This is a genomic window from Brachybacterium sp. AG952 (assembly GCF_004362645.1).
Taxonomy (GTDB): Bacteria; Actinomycetota; Actinomycetes; order Actinomycetales; family Dermabacteraceae; genus Brachybacterium; species Brachybacterium conglomeratum.
The window spans coordinates 640,043-666,168 of the sequence record NZ_SNXV01000001.1; the positions used below are offsets into that span (position 1 = coordinate 640,043).

The 26,126-nt window shown below is 72.7% G+C and carries 24 protein-coding genes and 1 tRNA gene; 10 read left to right on the forward strand and 15 right to left on the reverse strand.

The features are described from left to right. Window positions 1-35: 35 nt before the first annotated feature. Window positions 36-398, forward strand: a complete 363-nt coding sequence (locus DEU31_RS02775; RefSeq protein WP_010549441.1) for a metalloregulator ArsR/SmtB family transcription factor — start codon at window positions 36-38, stop codon at window positions 396-398. Window positions 399-514: 116 nt separating this feature from the next. On the opposite strand, the gene DEU31_RS02780 is transcribed toward DEU31_RS02775, so the two are convergent. The 3 genes from DEU31_RS02780 to DEU31_RS02790 form a co-directional block, all read right to left on the reverse strand. Next, window positions 515-587 (reverse strand) — tRNA-Arg (locus DEU31_RS02780). A gap of 104 nt (window positions 588-691) precedes the next feature. After that, complete coding sequence (locus DEU31_RS02785; protein ID WP_133675631.1) at window positions 692-1,744, reverse strand: hypothetical protein; 1,053 nt, start codon at window positions 1,742-1,744, stop codon at window positions 692-694. Window positions 1,745-1,923: 179 nt separating this feature from the next. Further along, a complete protein-coding gene (locus DEU31_RS02790; RefSeq protein ID WP_243733695.1) occupies window positions 1,924-2,526 on the reverse strand; it encodes a cell division protein CrgA in 603 nt (200 codons plus the stop codon). A 114-nt stretch (window positions 2,527-2,640) separates the two neighbouring features. On the opposite strand from DEU31_RS02790, the gene DEU31_RS02795 reads away from it, so the two are divergent. The 3 genes from DEU31_RS02795 to DEU31_RS02805 are packed head-to-tail and all read left to right on the forward strand — an operon-like array spanning window position 2,641 to window position 4,318. Next, window positions 2,641-3,378, forward strand: a complete 738-nt coding sequence (locus DEU31_RS02795; RefSeq protein ID WP_010549444.1) for a DUF881 domain-containing protein — start codon at window positions 2,641-2,643, stop codon at window positions 3,376-3,378. Further along, window positions 3,375-4,145, forward strand: coding sequence for a class E sortase (locus tag DEU31_RS02800; protein WP_133675633.1), 771 nt, complete (start codon window positions 3,375-3,377; stop codon window positions 4,143-4,145). The genes DEU31_RS02795 and DEU31_RS02800 overlap by 4 nt, the downstream gene beginning before the upstream one ends. Beyond that, a complete protein-coding gene (locus DEU31_RS02805) occupies window positions 4,145-4,318 on the forward strand; it encodes a hypothetical protein (RefSeq protein WP_126987050.1) in 174 nt (57 codons plus the stop codon). The genes DEU31_RS02800 and DEU31_RS02805 overlap by 1 nt, the downstream gene beginning before the upstream one ends. Window positions 4,319-4,340: 22 nt before the next feature. Here DEU31_RS02805 and DEU31_RS02810 read toward each other — a convergent pair whose 3' ends face one another. The 9 genes from DEU31_RS02810 to DEU31_RS02850 all read right to left on the reverse strand — a co-directional run bounded on the left by DEU31_RS02810 (window position 4,341) and on the right by DEU31_RS02850 (window position 15,144). Further along, window positions 4,341-4,997 carry a gamma-glutamyl-gamma-aminobutyrate hydrolase family protein gene (locus DEU31_RS02810; protein ID WP_133675635.1) on the reverse strand — a complete coding sequence of 219 codons (657 nt, stop codon included), beginning with the start codon at window positions 4,995-4,997 and terminating at the stop codon, window positions 4,341-4,343. Then, complete coding sequence (pknB, locus tag DEU31_RS02815) at window positions 4,990-7,218, reverse strand: Stk1 family PASTA domain-containing Ser/Thr kinase (RefSeq protein WP_133675637.1); 2,229 nt, start codon at window positions 7,216-7,218, stop codon at window positions 4,990-4,992. Before pknB ends, DEU31_RS02810 begins: the two co-directional genes overlap by 8 nt. Next, window positions 7,215-8,729 carry a serine/threonine-protein kinase gene (locus DEU31_RS02820; RefSeq protein WP_133675638.1) on the reverse strand — a complete coding sequence of 505 codons (1,515 nt, stop codon included), beginning with the start codon at window positions 8,727-8,729 and terminating at the stop codon, window positions 7,215-7,217. Before DEU31_RS02820 ends, pknB begins: the two co-directional genes overlap by 4 nt. Beyond that, entirely contained in the window at window positions 8,726-10,171 is a 1,446-nt protein-coding gene (locus DEU31_RS02825) for a penicillin-binding transpeptidase domain-containing protein (protein WP_010549450.1), read from the reverse strand. Before DEU31_RS02825 ends, DEU31_RS02820 begins: the two co-directional genes overlap by 4 nt. Continuing rightward, window positions 10,168-11,559 carry an FtsW/RodA/SpoVE family cell cycle protein gene (locus DEU31_RS02830; protein ID WP_133675640.1) on the reverse strand — a complete coding sequence of 464 codons (1,392 nt, stop codon included), beginning with the start codon at window positions 11,557-11,559 and terminating at the stop codon, window positions 10,168-10,170. Before DEU31_RS02830 ends, DEU31_RS02825 begins: the two co-directional genes overlap by 4 nt. After that, window positions 11,559-12,908, reverse strand: coding sequence for a PP2C family serine/threonine-protein phosphatase (locus DEU31_RS02835; RefSeq protein WP_126987067.1), 1,350 nt, complete (start codon window positions 12,906-12,908; stop codon window positions 11,559-11,561). The genes DEU31_RS02830 and DEU31_RS02835 overlap by 1 nt, the downstream gene beginning before the upstream one ends. Continuing rightward, window positions 12,905-13,432, reverse strand: coding sequence for an FHA domain-containing protein (locus DEU31_RS02840; protein WP_053916043.1), 528 nt, complete (start codon window positions 13,430-13,432; stop codon window positions 12,905-12,907). The genes DEU31_RS02835 and DEU31_RS02840 overlap by 4 nt, the downstream gene beginning before the upstream one ends. Window positions 13,433-13,439: 7 nt before the next feature. Then, entirely contained in the window at window positions 13,440-14,153 is a 714-nt protein-coding gene (locus DEU31_RS02845; RefSeq protein ID WP_053916044.1) for a DUF3662 and FHA domain-containing protein, read from the reverse strand. Between the two features lie 232 nt (window positions 14,154-14,385). After that, on the reverse strand, window positions 14,386-15,144 hold the full coding sequence (locus DEU31_RS02850) for a L,D-transpeptidase family protein (protein WP_133675642.1): 759 nt from the start codon (window positions 15,142-15,144) through the stop codon (window positions 14,386-14,388). Window positions 15,145-15,460: 316 nt separating this feature from the next. On the opposite strand from DEU31_RS02850, the gene DEU31_RS02855 reads away from it, so the two are divergent. The 3 genes from DEU31_RS02855 to DEU31_RS02865 all read left to right on the forward strand — a co-directional run bounded on the left by DEU31_RS02855 (window position 15,461) and on the right by DEU31_RS02865 (window position 20,328). Continuing rightward, window positions 15,461-16,294: a serine hydrolase domain-containing protein gene (locus tag DEU31_RS02855; protein WP_166649359.1), complete on the forward strand. Its 834-nt coding sequence runs from the start codon at window positions 15,461-15,463 to the stop codon at window positions 16,292-16,294. Beyond that, complete coding sequence (locus DEU31_RS02860) at window positions 16,291-17,097, forward strand: serine hydrolase domain-containing protein (protein ID WP_133675644.1); 807 nt, start codon at window positions 16,291-16,293, stop codon at window positions 17,095-17,097. The genes DEU31_RS02855 and DEU31_RS02860 overlap by 4 nt, the downstream gene beginning before the upstream one ends. 84 nt (window positions 17,098-17,181) lie before the next feature. Continuing rightward, window positions 17,182-20,328 (forward strand): alpha-mannosidase, encoded by a 3,147-nt coding sequence (locus tag DEU31_RS02865; RefSeq protein WP_133675646.1) that lies wholly within the window; start codon window positions 17,182-17,184, stop codon window positions 20,326-20,328. 105 nt (window positions 20,329-20,433) lie between these two features. On the opposite strand, the gene folP is transcribed toward DEU31_RS02865, so the two are convergent. After that, complete coding sequence (gene folP / locus DEU31_RS02870; RefSeq protein ID WP_133675648.1) at window positions 20,434-21,381, reverse strand: dihydropteroate synthase; 948 nt, start codon at window positions 21,379-21,381, stop codon at window positions 20,434-20,436. A 147-nt stretch (window positions 21,382-21,528) separates the two neighbouring features. On the opposite strand from folP, the gene DEU31_RS02875 reads away from it, so the two are divergent. Genes DEU31_RS02875 through DEU31_RS02885 form a run of 3 tightly spaced genes read left to right on the forward strand, consistent with a single transcriptional unit; the run spans window position 21,529 to window position 24,482 of the window. Continuing rightward, window positions 21,529-22,677 carry an NAD-dependent epimerase/dehydratase family protein gene (locus DEU31_RS02875; protein ID WP_133675650.1) on the forward strand — a complete coding sequence of 383 codons (1,149 nt, stop codon included), beginning with the start codon at window positions 21,529-21,531 and terminating at the stop codon, window positions 22,675-22,677. A gap of 10 nt (window positions 22,678-22,687) precedes the next feature. After that, the gene (locus DEU31_RS02880) at window positions 22,688-23,818 is read left to right on the forward strand and encodes a glycosyltransferase family 1 protein (protein ID WP_133675652.1); all 1,131 of its coding nucleotides are present in this window, start codon (window positions 22,688-22,690) and stop codon (window positions 23,816-23,818) included. Next, window positions 23,811-24,482: a GNAT family protein gene (locus tag DEU31_RS02885; RefSeq protein WP_083305912.1), complete on the forward strand. Its 672-nt coding sequence runs from the start codon at window positions 23,811-23,813 to the stop codon at window positions 24,480-24,482. Before DEU31_RS02880 ends, DEU31_RS02885 begins: the two co-directional genes overlap by 8 nt. A gap of 30 nt (window positions 24,483-24,512) precedes the next feature. On the opposite strand, the gene DEU31_RS02890 is transcribed toward DEU31_RS02885, so the two are convergent. After that, window positions 24,513-25,013 (reverse strand): hypothetical protein, encoded by a 501-nt coding sequence (locus tag DEU31_RS02890; RefSeq protein ID WP_070500985.1) that lies wholly within the window; start codon window positions 25,011-25,013, stop codon window positions 24,513-24,515. Between the two features lie 30 nt (window positions 25,014-25,043). Next, complete coding sequence (locus DEU31_RS02895; protein ID WP_166649360.1) at window positions 25,044-26,114, reverse strand: PD40 domain-containing protein; 1,071 nt, start codon at window positions 26,112-26,114, stop codon at window positions 25,044-25,046. Window positions 26,115-26,126: the final 12 nt, after the last annotated feature.

The following is a 26,126-nucleotide window of genomic DNA, read 5'->3' on the forward strand; positions in this document are numbered from 1 at the left end:
GCATGCAGATAGCAAGGTCTGCGTAGAGTGTCCGCATGCATCCCGCGCCCGTGCACCCCGTTCCCGACGACGAGCACGCGCAGATCGCGGCGACCACCTTCCGGATGCTCGCCGATCCCACGCGCGTGAAGATCCTCTGGGCGCTGTTCCAGGCGGAGTCGAGCGTCAACGCGCTGGCCGAGGCGGTCGGCGCGACGCCCGCGGCGGTCAGCCAGCATCTGGCGAAGCTGCGCCTGGCGGGCTTCGTCCAGAGCCGCAAGGAGGGCACCTTCGCCTATTACCGCGCCTCGGACGCCCATGTGCGCAGCCTGCTGCAGGAGACCCTCTCCCACGCCGAGCACGTCACCGGGGTCGCGGGGCCCGGCCCCCATGAGCACGGGGCGGGGCGGGGCGACTAGACCTCCGCGGGGCGCCCGCCCCGGCGCGAGTGGGCGACGCGGGCGGAGGATGTGCGCCGGGCATGCGAAAGGCCCCTCATCGCGATGTTCTCGCTGATGAGGGGCCTTTCCTTCTGCGCGCCCGGAGGGATTCGAACCCCCAACCTTCTGATCCGTAGTCAGATGCTCTATCCGTTAAGCTACGGGCGCTCGCCAGCTGCGCTGACCTGGACTACTCTAGCGGTCCCTCGCGGCCGGCGCCAATCGGCGGCCCATGACCCTGCTCACAGGAGCGGGGCCATGGGCCGCGGCGGTCACCAGCCCGACTGCTGAGGAGGCTGCGGGGAGCCGGGCCCCTGCGGCCCGCCGGGGTTCTGGCCGCTGTCGGGATGGGCCCACGGAGGCTGCTGCTGGCCCTGCGCAGAGCCCTGACCGCCCTGCTGCGGGGCGCCCCACTGCTGATCGCTCTGCGGGGCCGCGGGCGGGGAGCTCTGCCCCCACTGCTGACCGGGCTGAGGAGCGGGCGGGGGAGAGGCCTGGCCCCACTGCTGGTCGCTCTGACCGCCCTGACCGCCCTGAGGTGCGGGCGGCGGCGAGTTCTGCCCCCACTGCGCGCTCGGCGGAGCGGCCGGGGACGCTCCGGACGCGGCGCCGACGGACGCACCGGCGCCGTAGCCGCCGGGCACGCCCGAGGAGGCGCCGGCCTTGTTCTTCCGCGAGCGGACCACGAGGAAGACCGCCACGGCGGCCGCGAGCAGGAGGAGGAAGCCGATCACGACGACGGCGATGATCACGATGACCCAGGGGAAGCTGTTCGCCTCGGCGCGGATGTCGATCCCGTTCGCGATCTCGGCCGCATCCGTGAAGACGACGGTGCTGCCGTCGATCTGGCCGCCGGAGGACTCGATGATCTCACCGGGGAAGATGAAGGTCATCGAGAACTCGAAGCCGTAGTCCGCCAGGGTCGGGTCGGCGAGGTCGCCCAGCCCGGCCTGCGCCGGGTCGAGGGTGAAGTGGTACTCGCCGTCCTCCTCGACGAGGTCCAGCCCGTTGCCGAACTCCTCGTTGTCGACCACGCCGGTGATCTTGCAGCCGTACATGCCGTCGGCCTCGTACGGCTCGACGGTCGGGGCGATCTCGCCGGCCACGCCCGACTCCTCGCCCTCCATCTCGGCGCACATCTCCTCGGCGGAGGAGTACTCGGACCCGATGAGGGAGGTGTCCAGGCCGATGTCCATCGTCACGTCGATGGTCTCGGCATCCTTGATGTCGAAGGTCGCGTCGAACTTGCCGCAGCCCGCGAGGACCATCATGAAGGGAACGAGGAGGAGCGCGAGGAGTCTGCGCCGTCTGGAGATGCTGGTCATGGGTCCCCCGTCGGGTCGCGCACCGAGGTGCGTGGCGCCACCGGGTGTGACGCGCTTCCCGGTCAGCGTACCTGCGCAGGAGGGAGCGCGCGGTGGGGAGAACTCCCCATCGCGCGCGGTCCGGTCGCACGGCTCCTATCGATCGGAGCGGGGCGACCGGCTACTTCCAGAACAACCGGCTACTTCCAGAACATCAGCATGCCGCCGCCGACCATCAGCACGCCGAAGCCGACGGCGAGGTTCCAGTCGCCGATCGGCAGGGGCAGCTGCCCGGCGGTGATGTAGTAGGTCACCAGGTAGGCGAGGCCCAGGATCAGGAAGACCACGGCGGCGGGGGCGAGCCACTGCGGGTTCTGCCCTGCGGCCGCGACGCGGCGTCCGGTGGTGCGGGAGGTCTCGGCCGCGGCGGCCCGGCGCACCGATGTGGCGCGCGTGGAGTCCTTCGCCTTCTCGGGCACCTCGCCGCCGGCGGTCCTGCCGGTCTCGCCCTTGCTCTTCTTCTTCCCGGACGCGCCCTTCGTCGCGCCGCGACCGACGGGGTCCTTGCCGGCGGCGCCCCTGCGGCGCACGGGGTCCTTCGCGGAGCCCCCGGCGGGCTTCGAGTCCTCGGCCTCCGCGGTCGCGTCCTCCGCGTCCGCCATCGTGTCCTCGAGGTCCGTCGCGGCGTCCTCGGCCTCCGCAGTCGGGTCCTCGGCGTCCGGCGTCACGTCCTGCGGGTCCGTGCTCGCGGCCTTCGCGCTCGACGTCGCCCGGGCGGACGACTTCTTCCTGCTCCTGGCCATGGAACGATGCTCCCTCGACGCGGCCGTCGCGCGACCGTGCCGCGCGGATCCGCGGGTGCGGACCGTGGCCTAGGGTAATGGGCGTCCGGGACGCGCGCGAAGCGAGGAGTGACGATGGAAGCACAGGACGCCCCGTCCGGGCGCCGTCGCGGCCGTGCCCGGGGGCGCGTCGGCGTGGCCCTGGTGATGGTGCTGTGCGGCGTGCTCTTCGCGACCACCTCCCGCCTCGCCGCCGGCGGCTCGATCCGCGACGAGAGCAGCGACGTCGCCGGGGTCCTTGCCGATCGAGGCCGCACCATCGAGGAGCTCACCGAGGACAACGCCGACAAGCGCGCCGAGATCGAGGAGCTGCGCGGCCAGGGCGCGGGCGCGGCGACCGCAGAGCGCACCGCCGAGGTCGAGGACGCCGTCGGCCTCAGCGAGGTCTCCGGACCGGGGCTGCGGATCACGCTGACCGATGCGCCCTCGAGCGCGCTCGGCGCGATCCCGGGCACCGAGCCCGACGACCTCGTCGTCCACCAGCAGGACCTCGAGTCCTTCATCAACGCCCTGTGGGCCGGCGGCGCGGAGGCGATGATGCTGCAGGACCAGCGCGTGGTCAACGGCAGCGCCTTCCGCTGCGCCGGCAACACCCTGCTGCTCGAGGGCCGCGTCTACTCCCCGCCCTTCGTGATCACCGTGATCGGCCCCGTCGAGGAGATGACCGAGGCGCTCGACTCCTCCCAGAACGTGCAGCTCTACCGCGAATGGGTCGATCACGTCGGCCTCGGCGAGAAGGTCGAGACGCTCCAGGACACCACCCTGCCCGCCTATGTCGGCCCCCTCGCCGTCGACGCCGCGGTGAGCCGGTGAGCACGGGCCGCACGGACCCGGGACGACGGGTCGCACGATCGCACCGCGGCCGGCCCCGGGGCCCGGGTGTGCTCGGGGTCCTCGGCGAGCTGCTGCTGACCGCCGGGGTGCTGCTGGGCCTGTTCCTGGTGTGGCAGCTGTGGTGGACCGATGTGATGGCCGACCGCGAGCAGGCCGGGATCCTCGACGGGCTCGAGCAGGAATGGGGCGCGGTGGACGAGGAGCGGATCGCCCCGCGGCAGGACGGTCCGCCGCCCGTCCCCGCGACGCCCGAGGACACCATGGTCTTCGGCACGATGCACGTGCCCGCCTTCGACCGCGACCGCTTCCCGCTCGCCGAGGGCGTGGACCTCGAGCAGGTCCTCAACGTCAAGGGAGCCGGCCACTACCCGGAGACCGCGCTGCCCGGCCAGGTCGGGAACTTCTCCGTCGCCGGGCACCGCAACACCTACGGCCGCGTCCTCGAGGACATCGCCGGCCTCAAGAAGGGCGATCCGATCGTGGTGGAGACCGACGAGGCGTTCTACGTCTACGAGGTCACCGAGTCGCTCGTGGTGATGCCGGACGACGCCTGGGTGATCGCCCCGACGCCCGATGAGAGCGGGGCGGAGCCCACCGAGCGGATGCTCACCCTGACCGCCTGCCATCCGATGTACTCCGCGCGGGAACGCTACATCGTCCACGCCGAGTTCTCGTACTGGACGGACCGGGCCGACGGGATCCCCGAGGCTCTCGCGACCGCCCCCGACGCCGCCGAGGAGGGCTGATGTACGCCTGGCTGTTCCGACTCCTGCCCGGACCGCTCTGGGTGCGGATCCTGCTGACCGTGCTGGTGCTCGCCGCGATCATCGTGGCCCTGTTCGGGTGGGTGTTCCCCGCGATCGCGCCCTTCATGCCCTTCAACGACGGACTCGTGGGGGCGGTGGCCGCCACGGGCTGACCGGAGGAGCCGGCCGACGGGCTCAGCCCGCGGTCATCAGGGGCTTCAGCCCCTCCGAGCGCTCGAGGGCGTCACGGCCGTCGCACAGCTCGAGGAAGCGCGCCAGCATCAGGTGCCCGTTCTCGGTGAGCACCGACTCGGGATGGAACTGCACGCCGTGCAGGGGCAGCTCCCGATGGACCAGGCCCATCACCATCCCGTCGGCGGTGCGGGCGGTGACCTCGAGCTCCGCCGGGATCGTCTCCGGCACCACGGTGAGGGAGTGGTAGCGGGTCGCGGTCATGGGGGAGGGGGCGCCGGCGAAGACGCTCCTGCCCTCGTGCGTGAGCTCGCTGGTGCGGCCGTGCATCAGCTGCGGAGCGTGGTCCACGCGCGCCCCGAAGTGCTGGCCCAGCGCCTGGTGCCCGAGGCACACCCCGAGCATCGGCACCCGCTGCTCGGCGCAGCGGCCGATCACGTCCAGGGAGCGACCGGCGGTGGACGGGTTGCCGGGGCCGGGGGAGATCAGCACCCCGTCGAACCCGGTGAGGTCGACGGCGCCCGTGTCGTCGGCGGGCACCTCGTCGTTGCGGACCACCGTCGTCTCCGCGCCCATCTGCTGGAGGTAGCCGACGATCGTGTAGACGAAGCTGTCGTAGTTGTCGATCACGAGGATCCGTGCCGCGGACTGCTCAGCCATCGCCGTTCCCGTTCCCGTTCCCGTTCCCGTTCCCGTTCCCGGCGCCCGCGCCGCGTCCGTTGTTCCCGCCGCCCTGCGCGGCGTCGTCGCCCTCGTCCTCCGGCGGGTCCGTGGTCGGAGAGGGGCTGTCGCTCGGCTCCTCGGTCGGGCTCGGCTCCTCGGTCGGGGTGGGGGTCGGCGTCGGCGTGGGCGTCGGCGTCGGGGTGGGCGTCGGCTCCGGGCCCTTGGAGACCACGATCGTGATCGTGGTGCCGCGGTCGACCTGCTCGTTCGCCGCGGGCTCGGTGCGGATGACCTGTCCCTCGGGCACCGAGTCCGAGAACTCCGAGGTCGGGGTGGTACCCGTGAAGCCGGCGTCGGACAGGGTCTTCTGCGCGTTCTCGAGGGTCTGCCCGGCGACGTTCGGGACCGCCACGGGACCCGGTGCGGCCGCGATCACGAGGTCGACGGTGGAGCCGTAGCGGGCGGGGCTGCCGCCGGCCGAGGGCGTCTGCGAGAGCACGGTGCCGGGGTCCTCGCCCGCCTCCTCGCGCTCCGCGGGATCCGGGACCTCGAAACCGCGGGCCTCGAGGGTCTCCTTGGCCTTGTCGAACTGGACGCCCTCGACGTTCGGGACCTCGACGTTGCCCGAGGCGAAGCGCACCTCGACCTCGGTGCCCCGGTCCACGGACTGCCCGCCCTGGGGAGACGTGCTCGCCACCGTCCCCGCCTCCTGCGGGACGTCCTCCGCCTCGCCCTCGGTCATGGTGAGTCCGACGGCCTCGAGGGCCGCCCGGGCGTCCTCGCGGCTCTTGCCCTGCAGGTCCTCGGGCACCGTCACCGCGTCGGGGCCGCCGGAGACCATGACAGTGATGGGGCTGCCCACCTCGACCTCCTGGCCGGCGGGCGGGTCCGTCTCCATGACCTCGCCCTTGTCGACGTCCTGGGAGGGGGTCGGCTCGAAGGTCGGGTCGAGCCCGGCCTCGGTGAGCGCGCTGCGCGCCTGGTCCTCCGTCTGCCCCACCACGTTCGGGACCGCGACCGTCTCCGGCCCCCGGTCCCACGGCCGGAAGTAGGCCAGCGCCGCGGCGATCAGTCCCAGGGCCACGAGGGTCACCAGGATGATCAGCCACCACGGCCGCTTGCGCTTCTCCTCCGGCTCCACCTCGTCCCCCGAGCGCAGGGCGAGGGGCCCGGTCGCGGGGGAGGGCGCGGAGCCGGTGCGCCAGTCCTGGGGCCGCATCGCGGCGGCGCCCGCCGCGCCCGCGCCCAGGGCACCGGCCGTCGCCGGCAGCGCCTCGGTCGCGTCGTCGAGCGGGCTGAGCACGGTCGTGGCCTCGGGGTCGTCGTGTCCCGGCAGCGCGCCGGCGACCAGCGCCGGGGCGCGCCCGGCGACGACCGCCGCGATGTCCCGAGAGAAGGCGACGGCGCTGTGATAGCGCTGCTCGCGGTCCTTGGCCAGGCCCGTGAGGATCACCGCGTCCATCGCGGGGGTGACGGCCGGGTTGAAGGCCGAGGGCGGCTGCGGATCCTCGCGCACGTGCTGGTAGGCGATCGAGACCGGGGTGTCGCCGGTGAACGGCGGGCGCCCGGTCAGCATCTCGAACATGACGCAGGCGGCGGAGTAGATGTCCGAGCGCGCATCGACCAGCTGGCCGCGCGCCTGCTCGGGGGAGAGGTACTGGGCGGTGCCCATCACGGCCTGGGTCGCGGTCATGGCGCTGGTCGCGTCGGCGACCGCGCGGGCGATCCCGAAGTCCATCACCTTCACGGCGCCCGCGGAGTTGATCATGATGTTGCCGGGCTTGATGTCGCGGTGCACGATCCCGGCGCGGTGGGAGTACTCCAGCGCGCTGAGCAGCGCGGCCATGATCTCCCCGGCCTGGATGACGTCCATCGGGTGCTCGGGGTCGATGTACTCGCGCAGGGTGCGTCCCTCGACGTACTCCATCACGATGTACGGGATCGTCACCTCGGAGCCGGTGATCGTGGTCTGCTGCTCCTCGCCGGTGTCGTACACGGCGACGATCGAGGGGTGGTTCAGGGACGCGGCGCTGTGCGCCTCACGCCGGAAGCGCTCCTGGAAGTTCGCGTCCCGGGCCAGGTCGGAGCGCAGCACCTTCACCGCGACCGTGCGGTGCAGGCGCGTGTCCTCCGCGAGGAACACCTCCGCCATGCCCCCGGTCCCGAGGATCCTTCCCAGGTGGTACCGACCACCCAGGATCACCGTCTCTCCGCTCACTCCACACCCGTCCTCGTGCCGTGGCCGACACCGATCGATCCGACCATCGTAGTTGCTGACATCGCCTCGCCCGACGTCGTGCCCAGGCCCGCCGGCGCCGAGGCGTCGATCGCGCCGAGGGGAAGCAGTCCCAGGCCGCCCGCGACGGCGACCGCGATCGCGACGACCACCAGGATCAGCAGCACCAGGCCCGGCACCGACATCCCGCCGACCCGCCGCCCCGTGCTCGTCCCGCGCACCGTGCGCGAGGAGGCCGCGGTGTCCACGTCGTCGTAGGCGCCGCCCGAGAAGGCGCGCTCGGCGCCGTCGGCGGTGCTCGCCGCCGAGGCCGCATGCAGCGGGGAGGGGGCGCGGTCGCCGCGCGGGGCCGGGGCGGGCGAGGCCGCGGAGCGGGCCGAGCTCGCCGACGGGGCCGAGCGGGCCGAACCGCGCCGCGGGGCCGAGCCCGCCGAGGCCGCCGACAGCGCCGAGGGGCCCGAGGCCCCCGAGCGATGGCGGATGCCGCGGCTGCGGCCCGACAGCGGCAGCGGCATCGCCGCGGTGCGCGTTCCCGTGGGGGAGGCGCCGGGGCGCTGAGCCTGCTCCCCGGTCCCGGAGCCGGCGGGTCGCACCCGGTTCTCGCCCGTCCAGTCGTGGTCCTCGACCCGCGTCACCGGGATCGCCCCGGTCGTGAAGCGCGGCTCGACCCCGCGCTGGATCGCCTCGAGGATCCGCGCGACCGCCGCCGCGGAGCGGGGACGGTTCGCGGGCGCCTTGGCCAGCATCATCATCACCAGTCGCCGCAGGTCCGCGCCGATCGCCTCCGGGAGCTCCGGCGGCTGCTGCTTGACCTGCGCCATCGCGATCTCCACCTGGCTGGAGCCGGTGAAGGGACGGCTGCCCACGAGCATCTCGTAGGCGACGATGCCCAGGGCGTAGATGTCCGAGAGGGAGGTGGCCTGCTTGCCCATCGCCTGCTCGGGGGAGAGGTACTGGGCGGTGCCCATGACCAGGCCCGTCTTCGTCAGCCGCGCCTGGTCCTTGCTGCGCGCGATCCCGAAGTCGGTGATCTTCATGGACCATCCGTCCTTCTCGTCGACCAGCACGTTCTCGGGCTTCACGTCGCGGTGCACGACGCCCTTGGAATGGGCGGCGTCCAGCGCCCGGGCGAGCTCGATCATCAGCTGGACCACGCGCTTCTCGGGCAGTCCGCCGGGGTTCTCCTCGATGATGTCCGAGAGGGGACGGCCGGGGCACAGCTCCATCACGATGTAGGCGCGGCCGTCGAGCTCGCCGTAGTCGTACAGCGCGGCGATGCCCTCGTGGGAGAGGGCGGCCGTGTGTCTCGCCTCGGCCCGGAAGCGCTTGAGGAAGCCCTCATCGCCGGCGTACTCCTCGCGCAGCACCTTGATCGCGACATCGCGCTCGAGCTCCTGGTCGCGGCCCTTCCAGACCTGCCCCATTCCGCCCGTGGCGATGAGCGAGGCGAGCTCGTACCGTCCTTCGAGCACGAGCCCCGGTTCGGTCCTCATCGCTGGATCACCGCCTCCATCACGTCACGGGCGATCGGCGCCGCGGTGCGCGACCCGTATCCACCCTCCTCGACCACGACCGCGACCGCGATCTTCTGCTCGTCCGTCTGTCCGTACCCGACGTACCAGGAGTGGGGGGAGCGGTCCTCGCCCCACTCGGCGGTGCCGGTCTTGCCGCCCACCTCGACGCCGTCGATCGCCGCCGCCGAGCCGGTGCCGTCCTCGACCACGCCCACCATCATCTGCCGCATCTGCGCGGCGTTCGCGGCGGACAGCGGCTGGCCGACCTCCTTCGGGGTCAGCTCGGAGACGGTGGAGAGGTCGCCCGTGCGCACGGACTGGACGAGCTGCGGCTGCATGACCACGCCGTCGTTCGCGAACGCCCCGCCGACCATCGCCATCTGCAGCGGGGTCACCCGGGTCTCGTACTGCCCGATCGAGGTGGTCGCCAGCTGTGCGTCGTCGAGGTCCTCGCCGATCCGGGAGGGCGTCACGCCCATCGGGATCGAGAGGTCCTGGCCGAAGCCGAACTCCTCGGCGGTGCTGCGCAGCTGGTCCTGTCCGATCTCGACCCCGAGCATGCCGAAGGAGGTGTTGCACGACTGGCGCAGCGCCTCGGCGAGCGTGGACTCGTCGTCCGGGCCGCACGGCTCCTGGCGCCCCTCGGAGAAGTTGTTCATCGTCGACGAGGAGTTCGGCAGCTCGTACTTCCCGGGGCCGGGGATCACCGACTCGGCGGTGTAGTCGCCGGTCTCGAGCGCCGCGGAGGCCGTGACGAGCTTGAAGGCCGAGCCGGGCGGGTAGAGGTCCCCGCCGATCGCACGGTTGGTCAGCGGCCGCTCGGGGTCCTCGTTCAGCGAGGACCAGGCGGCCGAGACCGCGCCGGTGTCGTGGGAGGCGAGCTCGTTGGGGTCGAAGCTCGGTGCGGAGACCATCGCGAGGATCGCGCCGGTCTCCGGGTCCAGCGCCACCACGGCGCCGCGCCGGCCGTCCAGCGCGTCCCAGGCCGCCTGCTGGGCGGCGGAGTCGAGGGTGAGCTCGACGCTCGCGCCCTGGTTCTCGCGGCCCGAGACGACATCGGCAAGGCGGTGGTAGAACAGCGAGTCCGCCTCGCCCGAGAGGGTGTCGTTCAGCGAGCGTTCGATGCCGGTGAAGCCGTAGACCACCGAGTAGTAGCCGGTGATCGGGGCGTACATCGCGCCGGGGTCGTAGGTGCGCAGGTAGCCGTAGGTGTCCCCGGACTCCTGCGAGGTCGCGATCGCGTGCCCGTCCACCACGATCGGCCCGCGATGGCGGCCGTACTCGCTCTGGAGGGTCCGCTGGTTCTGCCCGTGGGCGGCGAGCCGGCCCTGGGCGACGACCTGGAAGTAGGTGGTGGAGGTGAACAGCAGCACGAAGAGCACGCCGACCACCAGCCACACGTGGCGAAGGGGCTTGTTCACGCGATCGCCTCCTGGCCGGAGCGGGCGGGGGAGCCGGGCAGGGTCCCCTCGACCTGGCGGGCGGCGGGGCGCCGGGCCGCGTCGGACAGGCGCACCAGGATCCCCGCGATGATCCAGTTGCACACCAGCGAGCTGCCGCCCGCGGCGAGGAAGGGGAGGGTCAGGCCCGTCAGCGGGATCACCCTGGTCACGCCGCCGACGACGACGAACACCTGCAGCGCCATCACGAAGCCGAGGCCCCCGGCGAGCAGGGTGCCGAAGCCGTCGGAGATGCCGACGGCCGCGCGGATGGCGCGCTGGACCAGCAGCAGGTAGAGCAGCAGCAGCGCGAAGGCGCCGACCATGCCCATCTCCTCCGCGAAGGAGGAGAAGATGAAGTCGGACTCGGCGTGCGGCACCATGTCGGGCCGCCCCTCCCCGAGGCCGGTGCCGACCAGACCGCCGTCGGCGAGCCCGAACAGGCCCTGGCTGATCTGCTCGCAGGAGGAGTAGTTCTCGCCCGAGAGCGGGTCCAGCCAGCAGGTGATGCGGGTGCGGACATGGCTCATCTGGGTCGCGGCGAAGACCGCCGGCGGCAGGAACATCACCGCCCCGATCACGAGCCAGCTCAGCCGGTCGGTGGCGACGTAGAGCATCACCACGAACAGGCCGAAGAACATCAGCGAGGTCCCCAGGTCCGTCTCGAAGACGAGCACCGCCATCGCGAAGCCCCAGGCCACCAGGATCGGGCCGAAGTCCGACCAGCGCGGCAGATGGATGCCCAGCACCTTCGGGCCCGCGAGCGCAAGGGTGTCGCGCCGGGCGACGAGATAGCCGGCGAAGAAGACCGCGAAGGCGATCTTCGCGAGCTCCGCGGGCTGGAAGCTGAAGCCCGCGACGGAGATCCAGATCTTCGAGCCGTTGCGGGCCGAGCCGATCACGGGCACCAGCGGGAGGAGCAGCAGCACGCCGCCCGCCACGGCGCTGATCCAGGTGTAGCGGCGCAGCCAGCGGTGGTCGCGCAGCAGCACCAGCAGCGCCACGCACAGCACCACCCCGATCACGGCCCACAGCATCTGGCGGTCCGCGCTCGCGGAGCTGCGCAGCCCGTAGATCTCGTTGGCGGCGTGGACGGACTCGATCATGGTGACGCCCAGGAGGTTCAGCAGCACCACGATCGGCAGGATCACGGGATCGGCGTAGGGGGCGCGCCACATCACGGCGATCTGGAGCACGGCGACGAGCACCAGCGCGCCGATGCCGACCTGGAGCAGGTTCGCGGGCAGCTCGTCGAAGCGGCCCAGCCCCACCAGGGCGTAGGCCCCCACGCCCACCGCCACCGCGAGGAGCAGCAGCAGGGCCTGGATCAGGCGGCGCGGCCGTGCGGTGTAGGAGACGATGGTGGCCACTACGTCGCCTCGCCCTCGTCGGGGGAGCCGGCCGTCGGCAGGGGCGCCATGCCGTCCGCGGCCCCCTCCTCGGCGCCGCCGACGTCGGAGGCGCCGCCCCCGTCGGAGGGGGAGACGGCCGTGGGCGGCCGGTTCGCGGCCGCCGCCTGCTCGAGACGGTCGATGATCTGGTCGGCGCCCTCGCGGTCCGAGGCGCTGATCGTGCTCTCGACCTGCTGACGCGTGATCTCGGGGAGGTCCTCGATCTCGATGTCGGTGACCTCGAGCGGCTCGGACAGGGAGACGGGGCCGAGATCCTGGGCGAGTCCCTGGTAGAGCACCACCCGGGTGCCGTCGGTGCCGACGTAGTACTGCCGCTGGGACCAGGCGTAGCCGCCCCACAGCAGCCCGCCGAGCAGCGCGACCAGCAGCGCCAGCACGACGACGGCGGGCCAGGGGCTGCGCCGCGGCGGCTCCTCCTCGGAGAAGTCCTCGTCCTCGTAGGGGATCTCCGGCTCCTCGCGGGTGAGCGCGGCGGCCTTCGCGGCGGGGCCGGAGGCGGTGGTGGGCCGGTGTCGGTTCCGCGCCGCGGAGCCGACGATCTGCGGGGTCGTGGACGGCGCCTCGACCCCGCGGGGGAGGGCGTCGAGGTCCACGACGTCGGCGACGATGCAGGTGATGTTGTCGGGGCCGCCGCCCTTCAGGGCGAGCTGCACGAGCGCGTCGGCGCACTCGCCGGGGTCCTCGATGTCCTTCAGGGTCGCGTCGATCGTGTCGAGGGAGACGAGCCCGGAGAGGCCGTCGGAGCACAGCAGCCAGCGGTCGCCCACATGGGCTGCGCGCAGCGAGAGGTCCAGCTCGGGATCCGCGTCGACGTCGCCGAGCACGCGCATGAGCACCGAGCGCTGCGGATGCCGCTCGGCCTCGTCCTCCGTGAGTCGGCCCTCGTCCAGCAGGCGCTGGACGAAGGTGTGGTCCTTCGTGATCTGGACGGTCTCCTCGTCGCGCAGGAGATAGGCGCGGGAGTCGCCGATGTGGGCGAGGGCGAACTTGCCCTCGGCGCGCAGCAGCGCGGTGATCGTGGTGCCCAGGCCCCGCAGCTGCGGCTCGTCCCGTGCGCGGCGCAGGATCTCCTGGTTCGCCTCGAGCACGCTCTCCTCGAGGGTCGCGACGATGTCGGAGGCCGGGGTCTCGGAGTCCAGGGCGGCCAGGCGCCCGATCGCGACCGAGGAGGCGACGTCGCCGCCGGCGTGGCCGCCCATGCCGTCGGCGACCACCAGCAGGTGGCTGCCCGCGTAGGCGGAGTCCTGGTTGTTCGAGCGGACCAGGCCCACGTCGGAGCGGGCGGCATAGCGCAGGGCGATGCTCATCGCGGACCTCGTCTCAGCTCGATCTCGGTGCGGCCGATCCGCACCTGCGCCCCGGGCCGGAAGGGCACCGCGCCCTCGATGCGCCGCCCGGAGACCAGGGTTCCGTTGGTCGAGCCGAGATCCTCCACCATCCACTCGTCCTCGCGCTGGAAGACGCGGGCGTGTCGGTTGGAGGCGTAGTCGTCGTCGAGCACGAGCGTGCACTCGGGGGCCCGGCCGATGAGGATCGGGGTCGAGCCGAGCGTCAGCGAGGTGCCGCGCAGCGGCCCGGCGGTGACGACCATCGCGGCCTGGGTGACCTCCGGATCGGTGCGCAGCGAGGCCGGATCGGCGCCCGCCTCGGAGGCGGCGCCGCCGATCGGGCCGGAGGCCGGTCGCTGCTCGCGGCGCGGGTCGCGGCTGGAGCGGGTGACGACGGTGGTGCCGAAGAGGTCGTTGCGCAGCACGAGCACCACGACCACCACGAAGATCCACAGCGCCAGGACGAGGCCCAGACGCAGGGCGACGAGGGTCAGTTCGCTCATGGGGCGCTCACCAGGCCGCCGGGGTCGAGCCCGGCAGCAGGACGGTCAGGCGCGTCCGCCCGATCTTGATCAGGGAGCGGTCGTGCAGCGGGACGGGCGTGCGGATGCGCTCGCCGTCGACGAAGGTGCCGTTGGTCGAGCCGAGGTCGGTGGCGACCAGGGACGAGTCCGGCTCGGCGCGCAGCTCGAGGTGGTGCCGGGAGACGCCCGTGTCCTCCAGGATGATGTCCGCGTCGCCGCCGCGGCCGATCACCGTGACGGGGCCGGTGAGCAGGTACTGCTGCCCGTCGATCTCGACGATGGGGCTGCCGCCGGGGCTGTCCTGGGCGGCGCCGGTCGCCGGGGCGACGCTGCCGCGCTCGGTGCGGGACTCGGTCTCGAAGCGGCCCTGACGGACCTCCTCGTCCTGCTCGAGGGCGACGGAGACGGCGCCGACGAACATGTAGCGCTGCTTGTCCGCATGCTCCATGAGCACGCGCTGGAGCTCGTCGAGAAGGGTGTCCTGCCAGGAGGAGAAGCGCTCGAAGTCCTGCGGGTGCAGGTAGACGGTGTACACGTTCGGGGCCAGGGTCCGGGTGCGGTCGAGCACCTGGATCTGGTCGTCGCACTCGCGCTTGAGGCCCTGCGCCAGGTCGAGGGGCTTCAGCTGCCCGCGACCGGGCGAGAACACGCTCGTCACGCCGCGGTCGAGGCTGCGCTCGATCCGATCCAAGATCCCCACGGTGGTCCTTCGCTCTCGCTGGGCTGCCAGGTGCGGGCAGCGACCCGTCGACGGTGCTGCGCGCCCCCCGATCGTAGCGCGTGGCAGGGCGCCGACCGGGCGCGCAGGGCGCGGAGGCGGCGAGGGAATCGTGCAGGAGAGGTGAAGGCGGCGGTCCCGGGATGTCGCTGCGCCCCGGCAGCACGCCGGGGCGCAGCGGGCGGGTCGGACGACCCGTGGTCCGGTCCGTGCCTCAGCGGATCAGCACCCGCTGGCCGGTGCGGAACCAGCCGCGCGCCCACAGGTAGTCCGACGCGCCCACGGAGATGCGGCTGCAGCCGTGCGAGGCGGGATAGGTGGGGATCGAGGTGGAGCCGTGGATCGCCCAGCCGCGGTCGTAGTAGCCGGGCCGGTACAGGTTCCCCAGCGGCCCGTTCTGCCAGCCCCCGGAGTGCAGGCGGTACATCCGGAAGTCGCCCTTCGGCGTGGTCGCCGTCTTCCAGCGGCCGCCGGAGTAGTAGCGCTCCCCGCTGCCGGTGGAGGTGTTCAGGATGCAGGCGATGCGGCCGCCCCCGGTGAGGATCAGCAGCTGCCGGGAGAGGTCGACCTCGAATCCGCTGCCGCTGGTGATCCGGCGGCTCGGCTGCTTCCCCGCATCGAGCGCGCCCCAGGTCCTCGCCCCGACCACGCCGTCCCGGCCGAGGCCGGCGGCCTTCTGCACGGCGAAGACGGCCTGCTGGGTGAGGTGCCCGAAGCTGCCGTCGGGAGTGCCGCACCAGTAGCGCAGGGCGTTCAGCCGCTTCTGCAGGGTGGTCACCGCGCTGCCGCGGTCCCCCTTGCGGAGCGTCGGTCCGGCGGCGTCGGCGGCCCCGGTGCCGAGCGCGAGCCCGGCGCCGAGCGTGCCCACGCCCAGCAGCAGGAGTCGTCGGCTCGGGAGCGCGAGGGGCGGGAGCGCCCCGGCCTCCCCGGCCTCCGGCGGTCGGTCGGCTCTCGGTCTGATCGTCAGGTCCATCGGTGGTCTCCCCTTCGAGTCCTCTCGCCCGGTGCTCTGTGGAGCGGGCGATCGTGCGGCACCCGGGTTCGGGCCCGTCGACGGACAGACTGCTGGGTCAAGAGATGGTAAACAAGAGGAAAAGTGTCCAGGTCGCGCCGGGTGATGTGAAGGAAATGTGACGCCGCAGGCAGTCGGGCGAAACGGGCAAGTCACGATTCTGTTACGAACCGCCCGAAGCGGGCATCCAGGACTCCTGGACGGATCTCGGACGCGGCCCGGCGGACCGTCGGGAGCGGCCCGCCCGCGCCCTCCCGCCCGTGCCATAGTGGAGCGCGTGCAGCCCTCCACCGCGCCCGTGATCCCCGTCGACCTCGACGCCGCCCACGCCCTCGGCGTCACGGACGCGGGCGGGACCGTCCACCTCCAGGGCGAGACCGGGCGGGTCCTCGACCTCGCGAGCGTCTCAAAGCCCCTGGCCGCCCTCGGCGTGCTCGTCGCCGTCGAGCGGGGCCTGGTCGACCTCGACGAGCCCGCCGGGCCCGAGGGCGCGACCGTGCGCCACCTGATCGCGCACACCGCCGGCTACCCCTTCGAGGGGGAGGAGACGGTCGGCGCGGTCGGCGCCCGCCGCATCTACTCCAACACCGGCTTCGAGGTGCTCGCCGCCCACGTCGAGGAGTCCACCGGCTACGACTTCCCCGAGTGGATGGAGCAGACCGTGATCCAGGGCCTGGACCTCGTGGACCTCGAGGTGGACGGCTCCCCGGCCGCCGGCTACCGCGGCACCGTGGCCGACCTGCTGGTCGTCGGCCGCGAGCTGCTCGCGCCCACCCTGATCTCCGACGCCCTCCACGAGGAGATGCGCACGGTGCAGTTCCCGGGGCTCGCTGGGATCCTCCCCGGCTACGGTCGCCAGACGCCGAACGACTGGGGCCTCGGCATGGAGATCCGCGGGCACAAGGACCCGCACTGGACCGGCGCGCACTCCTCCCCGCGGACCTTCGGCCACTTCGGCCAGTCCGGCTCCTTCCTCTGGGTCGACCCCGAGGCGGGCCTCGCCGCCGCCTTCCTCGGCGAGCGGCGCTTCGGCCCCGACCACGTGCGGATCTGGCCCGGGATCACCGACGCGATCCTCGAGCGCTTCGCCGGGGGCGGGACCGGCCGATGAGCGCCCTCGCACTGCTGGACGAGTTCGGCTTCGAGGCCGCTGCGATCGTGCTCGGCCCCGAGGGGGAGCGGGAGCGGCGCGGCGACGTCGAGCGGATCCGCCCCTGGCGCTCGGTCACCAAGGCCCTCACCGGCCTCGGCGCCGCGCTCGCCCTCCAGGAGGGGCGCGTGGCCCTCGACGACGGGGCCGGCCCGCCCGGCGCCACGCTCCGCCACCTCCTCGCCCACGCCTCCGGCTACTTCTACGAGTCCGACGCGACCCTCCAGGCGCCGGGCCTGCGCCGCCACTACTCGAACTACGGCATCGACGAGGCCGCCCGCCACGTCGAGCGCGCCGTCGGCCGGGACTTCGGCGACTGGGTCCAGGAGCGGATCGCGGACCCGCTGGGGATGACGGGCCTGGAGTGGGAGGGCTCCGCCTCCGTCGGCGCCTCCGGCGCCCTCGTCGACCTCGCCCTGCTCGCCGCCGAGCTGCAGCACCCCACGCTCCTGGACCAGGAGGTCCACGCCCAGCTCGTCGGCGTCCACTTCCCGGAGCTGGTGGGCATCATGCCGGGATTCGGCAAGCAGGACCCCAATCCCTTCGGGCTCGGCATCGAGGTGCGCGGCACCAAGTCGCCGCACTGGACCGCGACCACCGGCAGCGAGCGGACCTACGGCCACTTCGGCATGCGCGGCACCGCCTTCTGGATCGACCCGGAGGCGGACCTCGCCCTCGTCGTCGGCACCTCCCATGACTTCTGCGACGCGCACCGCGAGATCATGCCGCGCCTCGGCGACGCCGTGCTCGCCGCGCACCGCTGACGCGATAGCGTCCAGGACGACCCCGGTACACCGGAGGGCCGACGAGCCCCCGCGACCCGCCCCACGCGCCGAAGGAGCCGCCACATGTTCGATGACCGGGAGCTGACCGAGGCCCGCATCCGCCGGTTCACGCAGGACCACCTGGTCCCGCGGATCCACCAGGAGCGGGCCGAGGTCACGATCACCGCGCACCGGCTCGAGGGCGAGCCGATCCCGCCGCGCGAGGCGATCGCCCGGGAGTACGGCCCCGTCGAGGTCGGGGCGCCGCTGGGGCGCGCCTGGTCCACCACCTGGCTGCACGTGACCGGCACCGTCCCCGCCGACTGGGCCGCCGACGAGCACTCCGCCCCCGAGCTGATCGTCGACCTCGCCTTCACCGGACAGCCCGGCTTCCAGGCCGAGGCGCTCGTGTTCACGCCCGACGGCGTGCCCGTCAAGGCGATCAACCCCTGCAACCGGCACCTCCCCGTCCGGCCGGGCGAGGAGCTCGACTACTACCTCGAGTGCGCCGCGAACCCGATGGTCGCCGGCGGCTGGACCTTCGCGCCGACCCCGCTCGGCGACCTCGCGACCGTGCCCGAGGAGGAGCTCTACTCGATCGAGGAGCTCCACCTCGCCCGCCGTGACGTGCGGATCTGGGAGCTGCACGAGGACGTCCGGGCCCTCGCCGGCCTCATGCACGAGCTGCCCGGGACCAGCCCACGCCGCCACGAGATCCTCCGCGCGCTCGAGGCCGCCTGCGACGTCGCCGACCCCGACGACATGCCCGGCACCGCCCGGGCCGCCCGCGAGGCGCTCGCCCCGGCGCTGGCCGCGACGGCCGGCTCCTCCGCCCTGACCGTGCTCGCCACCGGCCACGCCCATATCGACTCGGCCTGGCTGTGGCCCGTGCGGGAGACGGTGCGCAAGGTCGCCCGCACCTTCTCCAACGCCTGCACCCTGATCGAGGACGACCCCGACATCACCTTCTCCGCCTCCTCCGCCCAGCAGTACCGCTGGATTCGGGACCGCTACCCGGAGCTGTTCGCGCGGATCCGCGAGCACGTCGCCGGCGGCCGCTTCGTGCCCGTGGGCGGGATGTGGGTCGAGTCCGACACCAACATGCCCGGCTCCGAGGCGATGGCGCGGCAGTTCGTCGCCGGCAAGCGGTTCTTCCTCGAGGAGCTCGGGGTCGAGACGCGCGAGACCTGGCTGCCGGACTCCTTCGGCTACTCCGCCGCGCTGCCGCAGATCGCCGCGCTCGCCGGCCAGGAGTTCTTCCTGACCCAGAAGGTCTCCTGGAACCAGATCAACACCTTCCCCCACCACACCTTCCGCTGGGAGGGCCTCGACGGCACCAGCGTGTTCACCCACTTCCCGCCCGCCGACACCTACAACGGCTCCCTCACCGGATCCGAGCTCGCCTACTTCGAGCGGAACTTCAAGGAGAAGGGCCGCTCCTCGATCGGCATCGACCTGTTCGGCTGGGGCGACGGCGGCGGCGGACCCACCCGCGAGATGATGGCCGCCGGGCGCCGCGCCGCCGACCTCGAGGGCTCCCCGAAGGTCGAGTTCGGCACCGCCGAGGACTTCTTCGAGCGGGCCCGCGCCGAGTACCCCGACGCGCCCGTGTGGAACGGGGAGCTCTACCTCGAGCTGCACCGCGGCACCTACTCCGCGCAGCTCGGCACCAAGCAGGGCAACCGCCGCAGCGAACACCTCCTGCACGAGGCCGAGCTGCTCGCGACCCTCGCCGCGCTCCGCGCCGAGCACCCCTACCCCCACGACGAGCTCGCCGCGCTGTGGGAGGACACGCTGCTGAACCAGTTCCACGACATCCTCCCCGGCTCCTCGATCGCGTGGGTGCATCGCGAGGCCGAGGCCCAGCACGCCGCGCTCGCCGAACGGGCCGAGCGGATCATCGGCAGCTCCCTCGCCGCGCTCGCCGCGGCCGGCGGGCAGGGCGAGGGCGATGCGGCGGGTGCGGCCGACGGGCACGACACGGTGCTGCTGAACACCGCCCCGGTGCCGCGCCGCGGCGTGCCCGCCTACGGCGCGGGCCGCCCCGAGCCGGTCCAGGAGGCCGTGGTCGTGACCCGCGCGGGCGGCGAGGTCCGCCTCGAGAACCAGGCCGTGCGCGCGGTGCTCGACGCCTCCGGCGCGCTGGTCTCCCTCGTCGGCCGGGCCGACGGACGCGAGACCATCGCCCCCGGCGCCCGCGGCGGGCTGCTGCAGCTGCACCGCGACACCCCGAACGCCTGGGACGCCTGGGACATCGACGAGTTCTACCGCCGCGTGGTCCGCGACCTCGAGACCCCGACCGCCGCCGAGGTCGAGGAGGAGGACGGCGGGGTCCGCGTCTCCTTCACCTACACGACCGCGCTCGCCGACGGCGAGGAGACCTCCGGCGTCACCGGCGCGGGCTCCACGATCGTGAAGACCTTCGTGCTGCGCCCCGACGACACCTCCCTCGGGATCGAGGTGGACCTCGACTGGCGCGAGCGCAAGAAGACGCTCAAGCTCGCCTTCCCGCTGGACCTGCGTGCCTCCCACCTCTCCAGCGAGATCCAGTTCGGGCACGTGGACCGGCCGGTCCCGGTGAACACCTCCTGGGACTTCGCCCGCTTCGAGACCTGCGCGCACCGCTGGGTCCACGCGGCCGAGGGCGAGCACGGGGTGGCGATCGCGAACGACTCCACCTACGGCCACGACGTGCTGCGCACCGTGCGCGAGGACGACGGCGGCACCACCACCACGACCCGCCTGACCCTGGTGCGCTCCCCGGAGTACCCCGACCCCACCGCCGACCACGGCCGGTACACGCTGCGCGTCACGGTGCGCCCGGGCGCGGGGATCGCCGAGGCGATCGAGGAGGGCTACCGGCTGAACCTGCCCGAGCGCACCGCGCCCGCAGCGGCCGCGTCCCTGCTCGCCGCGCCGCCGGTCACGGTCGCGCCGGCCGACGGGGAGGGCGCCTCGAGCGTGATCGTCGAGTCCGTGAAGCTCGCCGAGGACCGCTCCGGGGACCTGGTGCTGCGGCTGTACGAGTCCTCCGGCGCCCGCGCCGCGGCGACCCTCTCCCTCGACCCGGTCCTCGCGGGCGGCGAGGTGACGGCCACGGACCTGCTCGAGCGACCCTTCGGGGGGGACGCCCCGGCGTTCCGCTCCGCCCTCGCGCGCGGCGAGGACGGCACCGTCGAGCTCTCCTTCCGTCCCTTCGAGATCAAGACGCTGCGCATCGCCCGCGGCTGAGGTGGGCGATCGGCCGACGGGGGAGTCGCCCGATGACCCCCGCCCCCGCCGACGTCTTCGCCGTGACCGCCGTGCGCGAGGGGCGAACGTCCGGGGCCCGGCCCCTCAGACGTTGTGGACCAGCGGTCCCGCCGGCTCGCGCCAGCCGGCGAGCACCTCGAGCATCCGGACCATCTGCACCGTCTCCCGCACGTCGTGGACCCGCAGGATCCGGGCGCCCAGACGGATCGTCCAGGCCGCCGCGGCGAGGGAGCCGGCGAGCCGCTCCTCCTTCGGCAGGCCCAGCGACTCGCCCACGAAGTCCTTCCGCGAGAGCGCCGCGAGCAGCGGCAGGCCGAGCGCGGCGTACTCGCCCCAGTCGCGCAGCACCTCGAGGGTCTGCTGCGTGCTCTTGTTGAGGTCCGGGCCCGGGTCCAGCACGATCCGCTCCCGCGCGATGCCCGCCTCGAGCGCCCGCTCCAGGCGTGCGGCGAGGAAGTCCCGGACCTCCTCGACCACGTCCTCGTAGCGGGGCCGGGGGAAGGGGCGGCGCGGCTCCGCGACCGAGTGCGTGAGCACGAGCGAGGCGCCGGCGCGGGCGACCTCCTCGGCCATCCGCGGATCGGACAGGCCCGTGGTGTCGTTGATCAGGTCCGCCCCGACCTCGAGCGCGGCGCGGGCGACCGAGGCGTGGAAGGTGTCCACCGAGAGCAGCACCTCGCCCGGCAGCTCGCGGCGCAGCTGCTCGATCACGGGGACCACCCGTGCGGCCTCCTCCGCGGGGTCCAGCGGGTCGCCGGGTGCGAACTTCACCCCGCCCACGTCGACGATGTCGGCGCCCTCCTCCGCGGCGCGGAGCCCTGCGGACACCGCCTGCTCGAGCTCCCAGGTGCGTCCCTCGTCGAAGAAGGAGTCCTGGGTGCGGTTGACGATCCCCATCACCAGCACGCGCCGGGAGGTGTCGGGCAGGGGGCGCGGCGTCGGAGCGCCCAGCCCGGTCCCGGGCTCGGGGGATACAGTGGCGAGACGGCTCGGAGGACGGTCCGTCGGACGCTCGTCATGCACGGTGTTCATGGTCCGTTCCTCTGCTGTTCGGGCGGTCGTCCCACATCTTTGAGCGTCGCCTGACCTGCACTACGTTAAGACTGCACACGGTATTGCACCACCCGGTGCCCGTGCCTCACGGGATCCCGGGACCTGGACTATTGGAGGACTTGCCCCATGAAGATCGTCGTCGCCGGTGGAGATGGGTTCTGCGGCTGGCCCACCGCCCTGTACCTCTCGCAGAAGGGCCACGACGTGACGATCGTGGACAACCTGGTGCGACGCGAGATCGACGTGGAGCTCGGCTCGAACTCCGTCACCCCCATCCTGCCGCTCGAGGAGCGGGTCGCGGCGTGGAAGGAGGTCTCCGGCAAGGACATCGAGGTGCGCATCGCGGACCTCACCGACTACGACGCCGTCGCGTCGGTCTTCCAGGACCTCGAGCCCGAGGCGTTCGTGCACTTCGCCGAACACCGCTCGGCCCCGTACTCGATGATCGACCGCGAGCACGCGATCGAGAACCACCGCAACAACGTCGAGGGCACCCTGAACGTGCTGTGGGCGATCAAGGACTTCGCCCCCGACTGCCACCTCGTCAAGCTCGGCACCATGGGCGAGTACGGCCAGCCGAACATCGACATCGAGGAGGGCTGGATCGAGATCGAGCACAAGGGCCGCAAGGACCGCCTGCCGTTTCCGAAGGCCCCCGGTTCCTTCTACCACCTCACCAAGGTGCACGACAGCGACAACATCATGTTCGCCTGCCGCATCTGGGGCATCCGCGCCACCGACCTCAACCAGGGCGTCGTCTACGGCCTCGAGACCGACGAGACCCGCCTGGACCCGCGCCTGGTCAACCGCTTCGACTACGACGCGGTGTTCGGCACGGCCCTGAACCGCTTCATCATCCAGGCCGCGATCGGCCACGACCTCACCGTCTACGGCAACGGCTCCCAGACCCGCGGCTACCTGGACATCCAGGACACCGTGCGCTGCATCGAGATCGCCTGCGAGAACCCCGCCGATCGCGGCGAGTTCCGCGTCTACAACCAGTTCACCGAGCAGTTTTCCGTCAAGGAGCTCGCCGAGAAGGTGCAGAAGGTCGGAGTCGACCTGGGCCTGGACGTGAACATCGCCACGACCGAGAACCCGCGCGTGGAGAAGTACGACCACTACTACAACGCGGTCAACACCAACCTCCTGGACCTCGGGCTGCAGCCGCACCTGCTGACCGACGAGCATCTCGCCGAGGTGCTGAAGGTCGCGATGAACAACACCGACCGGGTCCAGCGCGAGCTCGTCATGCCCACCGTCACCTGGAAGTGAGCCCCGTTCCGTGAAGATCGCGATCGTCACGGAGACCTTCCTGCCCTCCGTCGACGGCGTGGTGACCCGCCTGCGCCACGCCGTCGAACGGTTCACCGACCTTGGCCACGAGGTCATGGTGATCGCCCCCGACCTCGGGGTCACCGAGCACCACGGGGCACGGGTGGTGGGCATCCGCCCGGTGACGCTGCCGTTCTACAAGCATCGGCGCTTCACCCTCCCCAGCCCCAACGTCGACGGCATCATCCGCGGCTTCCACCCGGACGTCGTCCACGCCGCGCAGCCCCTGCTACTCGCGTCCTCGGGAGCCTTCGCCGCACGCCGGCAGCGGATCCCGCTGGTCGCCAGCTATCACACCCACATCCCCCGCTATCTGGACCTCTACCGGGCCTGGACCTGGGGCAAGCCCGCGGTGTGGTGGCAGATCAAGCGCAACCACGCGATGGCCGACATCAACATCGCCACCTCCGAGACCATGAAGCAGGAGCTCGCCCAGCACGGGATCGAGGACCTCCACGTGGTGCGCCGCGGCGTGGACACCGAGACCTTCCACCCCCGCTTCGCGAGCGAGGAGATGCGCTCGCGGCTCACCGGCGGGCACCCGGAGAAGAAGCTCCTGGTGTTCGTGGGCCGGCTCGCCGCGGAGAAGGAGATCCACACGCTGCGGCCGATGATGGAGCGGCGCGCCGACGTGGCCCTCGCGATCGTGGGTGACGGCCCCTACCGGGGCGAGCTCGAGGAGCTCTTCGCCGGCACGCAGACCACGTTCCCCGGCTTCATGGAGGGGGAGGAGCTCGCGAGCGCCTTCGCGAGCTCCGACGCCTTCGTCTTCCCCTCGGTCACCGAGACCCTGGGACTGGTGATCCTCGAGGGCATGGCCTCCGGGCTGCCCGTGGTCGCCGCCCGCTCGGGGCCGACGATGGAGCAGGTCACCGACGGGGTCGACGGCCTGCTCTACGACTCCGGCAACCAGGCGAGCCTGGACGCGGCCCTGACCCGGCTCGGCGACGCGGAGCTGCGCGGGAGGATCCGGAAGGCCGCCCGCGCCGAGGCGGAGAGGTTCTCCTGGGAGAACGCCTCCGACGATCTGCTGCGCTACTACGAGATGGCGATCGAGAAGCACGGCCGGAGCCATGACTGAGGCGGCGGCGGGCGGGCGCGAGGAGCGCACCCGCGCCGTCCCCACCGCACCGCTGCCTCGCCTGGAGCCGGTGACCCTCGCCGGCCACGGGATCCGCCTCGAGCCCCTCTCCGAGGCGCACGTCCCGGGCCTGCAGGGCGCGGTCGCCGACGGGGGGATCCACCGCCTGCCCTTCGCCCCGCACGTGCCCGCGCCGGAGGCGGTCGAGGGCTCCGTCCGCGGTCTCCTGGCCGACGTCGAGGCGGGCACCCGTCTCGCCTGGGCCGTCGTGCGCGCGGCGGACGAGCAGGTGGTGGGGCTGACCACCTTCATGAACCTCGCCCTCGCCGACCGCGGCCTCGAGATCGGCAACACCTATCTCGCCGGCTCCGTGCACCGCACCGGGGTGAACACGGCGATGAAGCACCTGCTGCTCTCCCACGCCTTCGACGAGCTCGAGATGCTGCGCGTCGAGTTCCGCGTGCACCACCTGAACCTCGCCTCGCGCCGCGCCGTCGAGGCCCTCGGCGCGCAGCAGGACGGGATCCTGCGCGCCCACCGCATCCTGCCCGACGGCTCGGTGCGCCACACGGTCGTGTACTCGATCCTCGCCCACGAGTGGCCGGGGATCCGGGCGATGCTGGAGGGGCGAATCGGTCGCACGCCGCACTCGGCGCGCGGCTGATCGAGGGGCGGCGCCGAGGAGTCCGCCCGCTCAGCCTCCTGCTGGGACCCTCCACAGCAGGCGGAACCACAGCTCGGTCCCGTCCTCGAGGGTGTGCACGTCGACCTCGCCCTGGTCGGTGCGGTGGAGCCTCTGCGCGGTGGAGCGTCGGCGTGTGGCCTGCAGGTGGTCGTACTCGTCCTGGACCCGGAGCACCTCAAGGGGGGAGTCCACGGTGCCGGTGCCCGAGTCCTCGATCTCGTGCAGAGCGAGGAGGCTGAGCTTCCGCTCACGCTCGGCGTCGGACTCCTGTCCGAGCGCCTGGTGGGCGCGGGCGAGCAGGCCGTGCGCCTGCGGGGAGAGGAAGAGCCCCGGCATGCGTGCACCGATCGTCCCCAGGACGGCCTGCGGGGACGGAGCCTCCCCGAGCTGCTCGCGCAGCGCGATGCGGGGGTCGAAGGTCCGATCGCCCAGGATCGCGGCGCGCAGCGGACGGCGCGTCTCGGGGGTCGGGTCCAGGAGGAACGCCTCCATGATGTCGGGGAACTCCACGATGCCTCGTCTCGGGCGGATCGGTGCGGGTCAGGGCAGGTCGAAGGTGGTCCACGCGGTGCCGTCGAAGGAGACGACGCCGTGCAGGGCGGAGATGCCGTGGAGGGTCGTGCAGTCCGGGGCCCAGGCCAGGCGGTCGAGGCCGCCCGGGGCGTCGGGCAGGTCCTCGCGGTCGCCCGTCCCACGATCCCAGATCATCACCCGTCGCTCGTTGCGGCCGGTGACCGCGATGCGCGTGCCCTCGGAGTCCACGGCGATGCTGCTGACGTCCAGGCCCTCCGGAACCGGTCCCTCCTCCAGCGTCCCGTCGGCCCCCAGGGCGTACAGCCGCGCGTGCTCCGGGGAGCTGGTGGTGCTGGTCTCGGGGATGCCGCTGCCGATCAGCAGCGTGCTGTCGGCCGCGTACGCCACGGCTCGCGGCGCGAACTCCACGCCCTCGACCTCGGAGGAGAGTGTCGACGTCTCGACGTCCCACAGCTGGGGAGCGCCCGCGGTGCCGCAGACGGCGAGGGTCCTGCCGTCCGGGGAGAGCGCGATCGACAGGGGGCGCACGGCGGTGGTGTCCAGCACCTGACCGGGCGTGCAGCCCGCCTCGCCGATCCCGGTCCACAGCCGCACCGTCCCGTCGGCTCCGAGGGAGACGAGGAGCTCGCCGTCCGCGGAGAAGACGAGGTCCTGGATGAGGTGCCGGCCGCTGTCCTGGAGCGGCTCGCCGTGCCCGGTGAGGGTCCAGCGCACCTCGCCCTCCGGGGTGGTCAGCTCGATGTGCTCCGCGCCGCCGACGGCGAGGAGCGTGCCGTCCGGATGCCAGGCCAGGGCCCCGGTGAGCGCGTTGTCGAAGCGTGCGGAGACGGTCCCGTCGGCCGTGGACCAGAGCGCGGTGCCGGCGGTGCTCGTCGTCCCGGAGCGTGCCGCGCCGAGGCCCGCGGCCGCGGCCAGCTGCGTCCCGTCGGGAGAGAGGGCGAGGGCCCCGTGAGCCACGACCGAGGGGTCGATCGCCGTCTTCGCGGCGCCGCCGCCGTCGCTCGCGCCGGAGCTCCGCTGCCGGGCGGTGGCGCCCTCCTGACAGGCGCCGGCCTCGGGCGTCGTCGTCCCGTCCATCCCCGGTCCTTC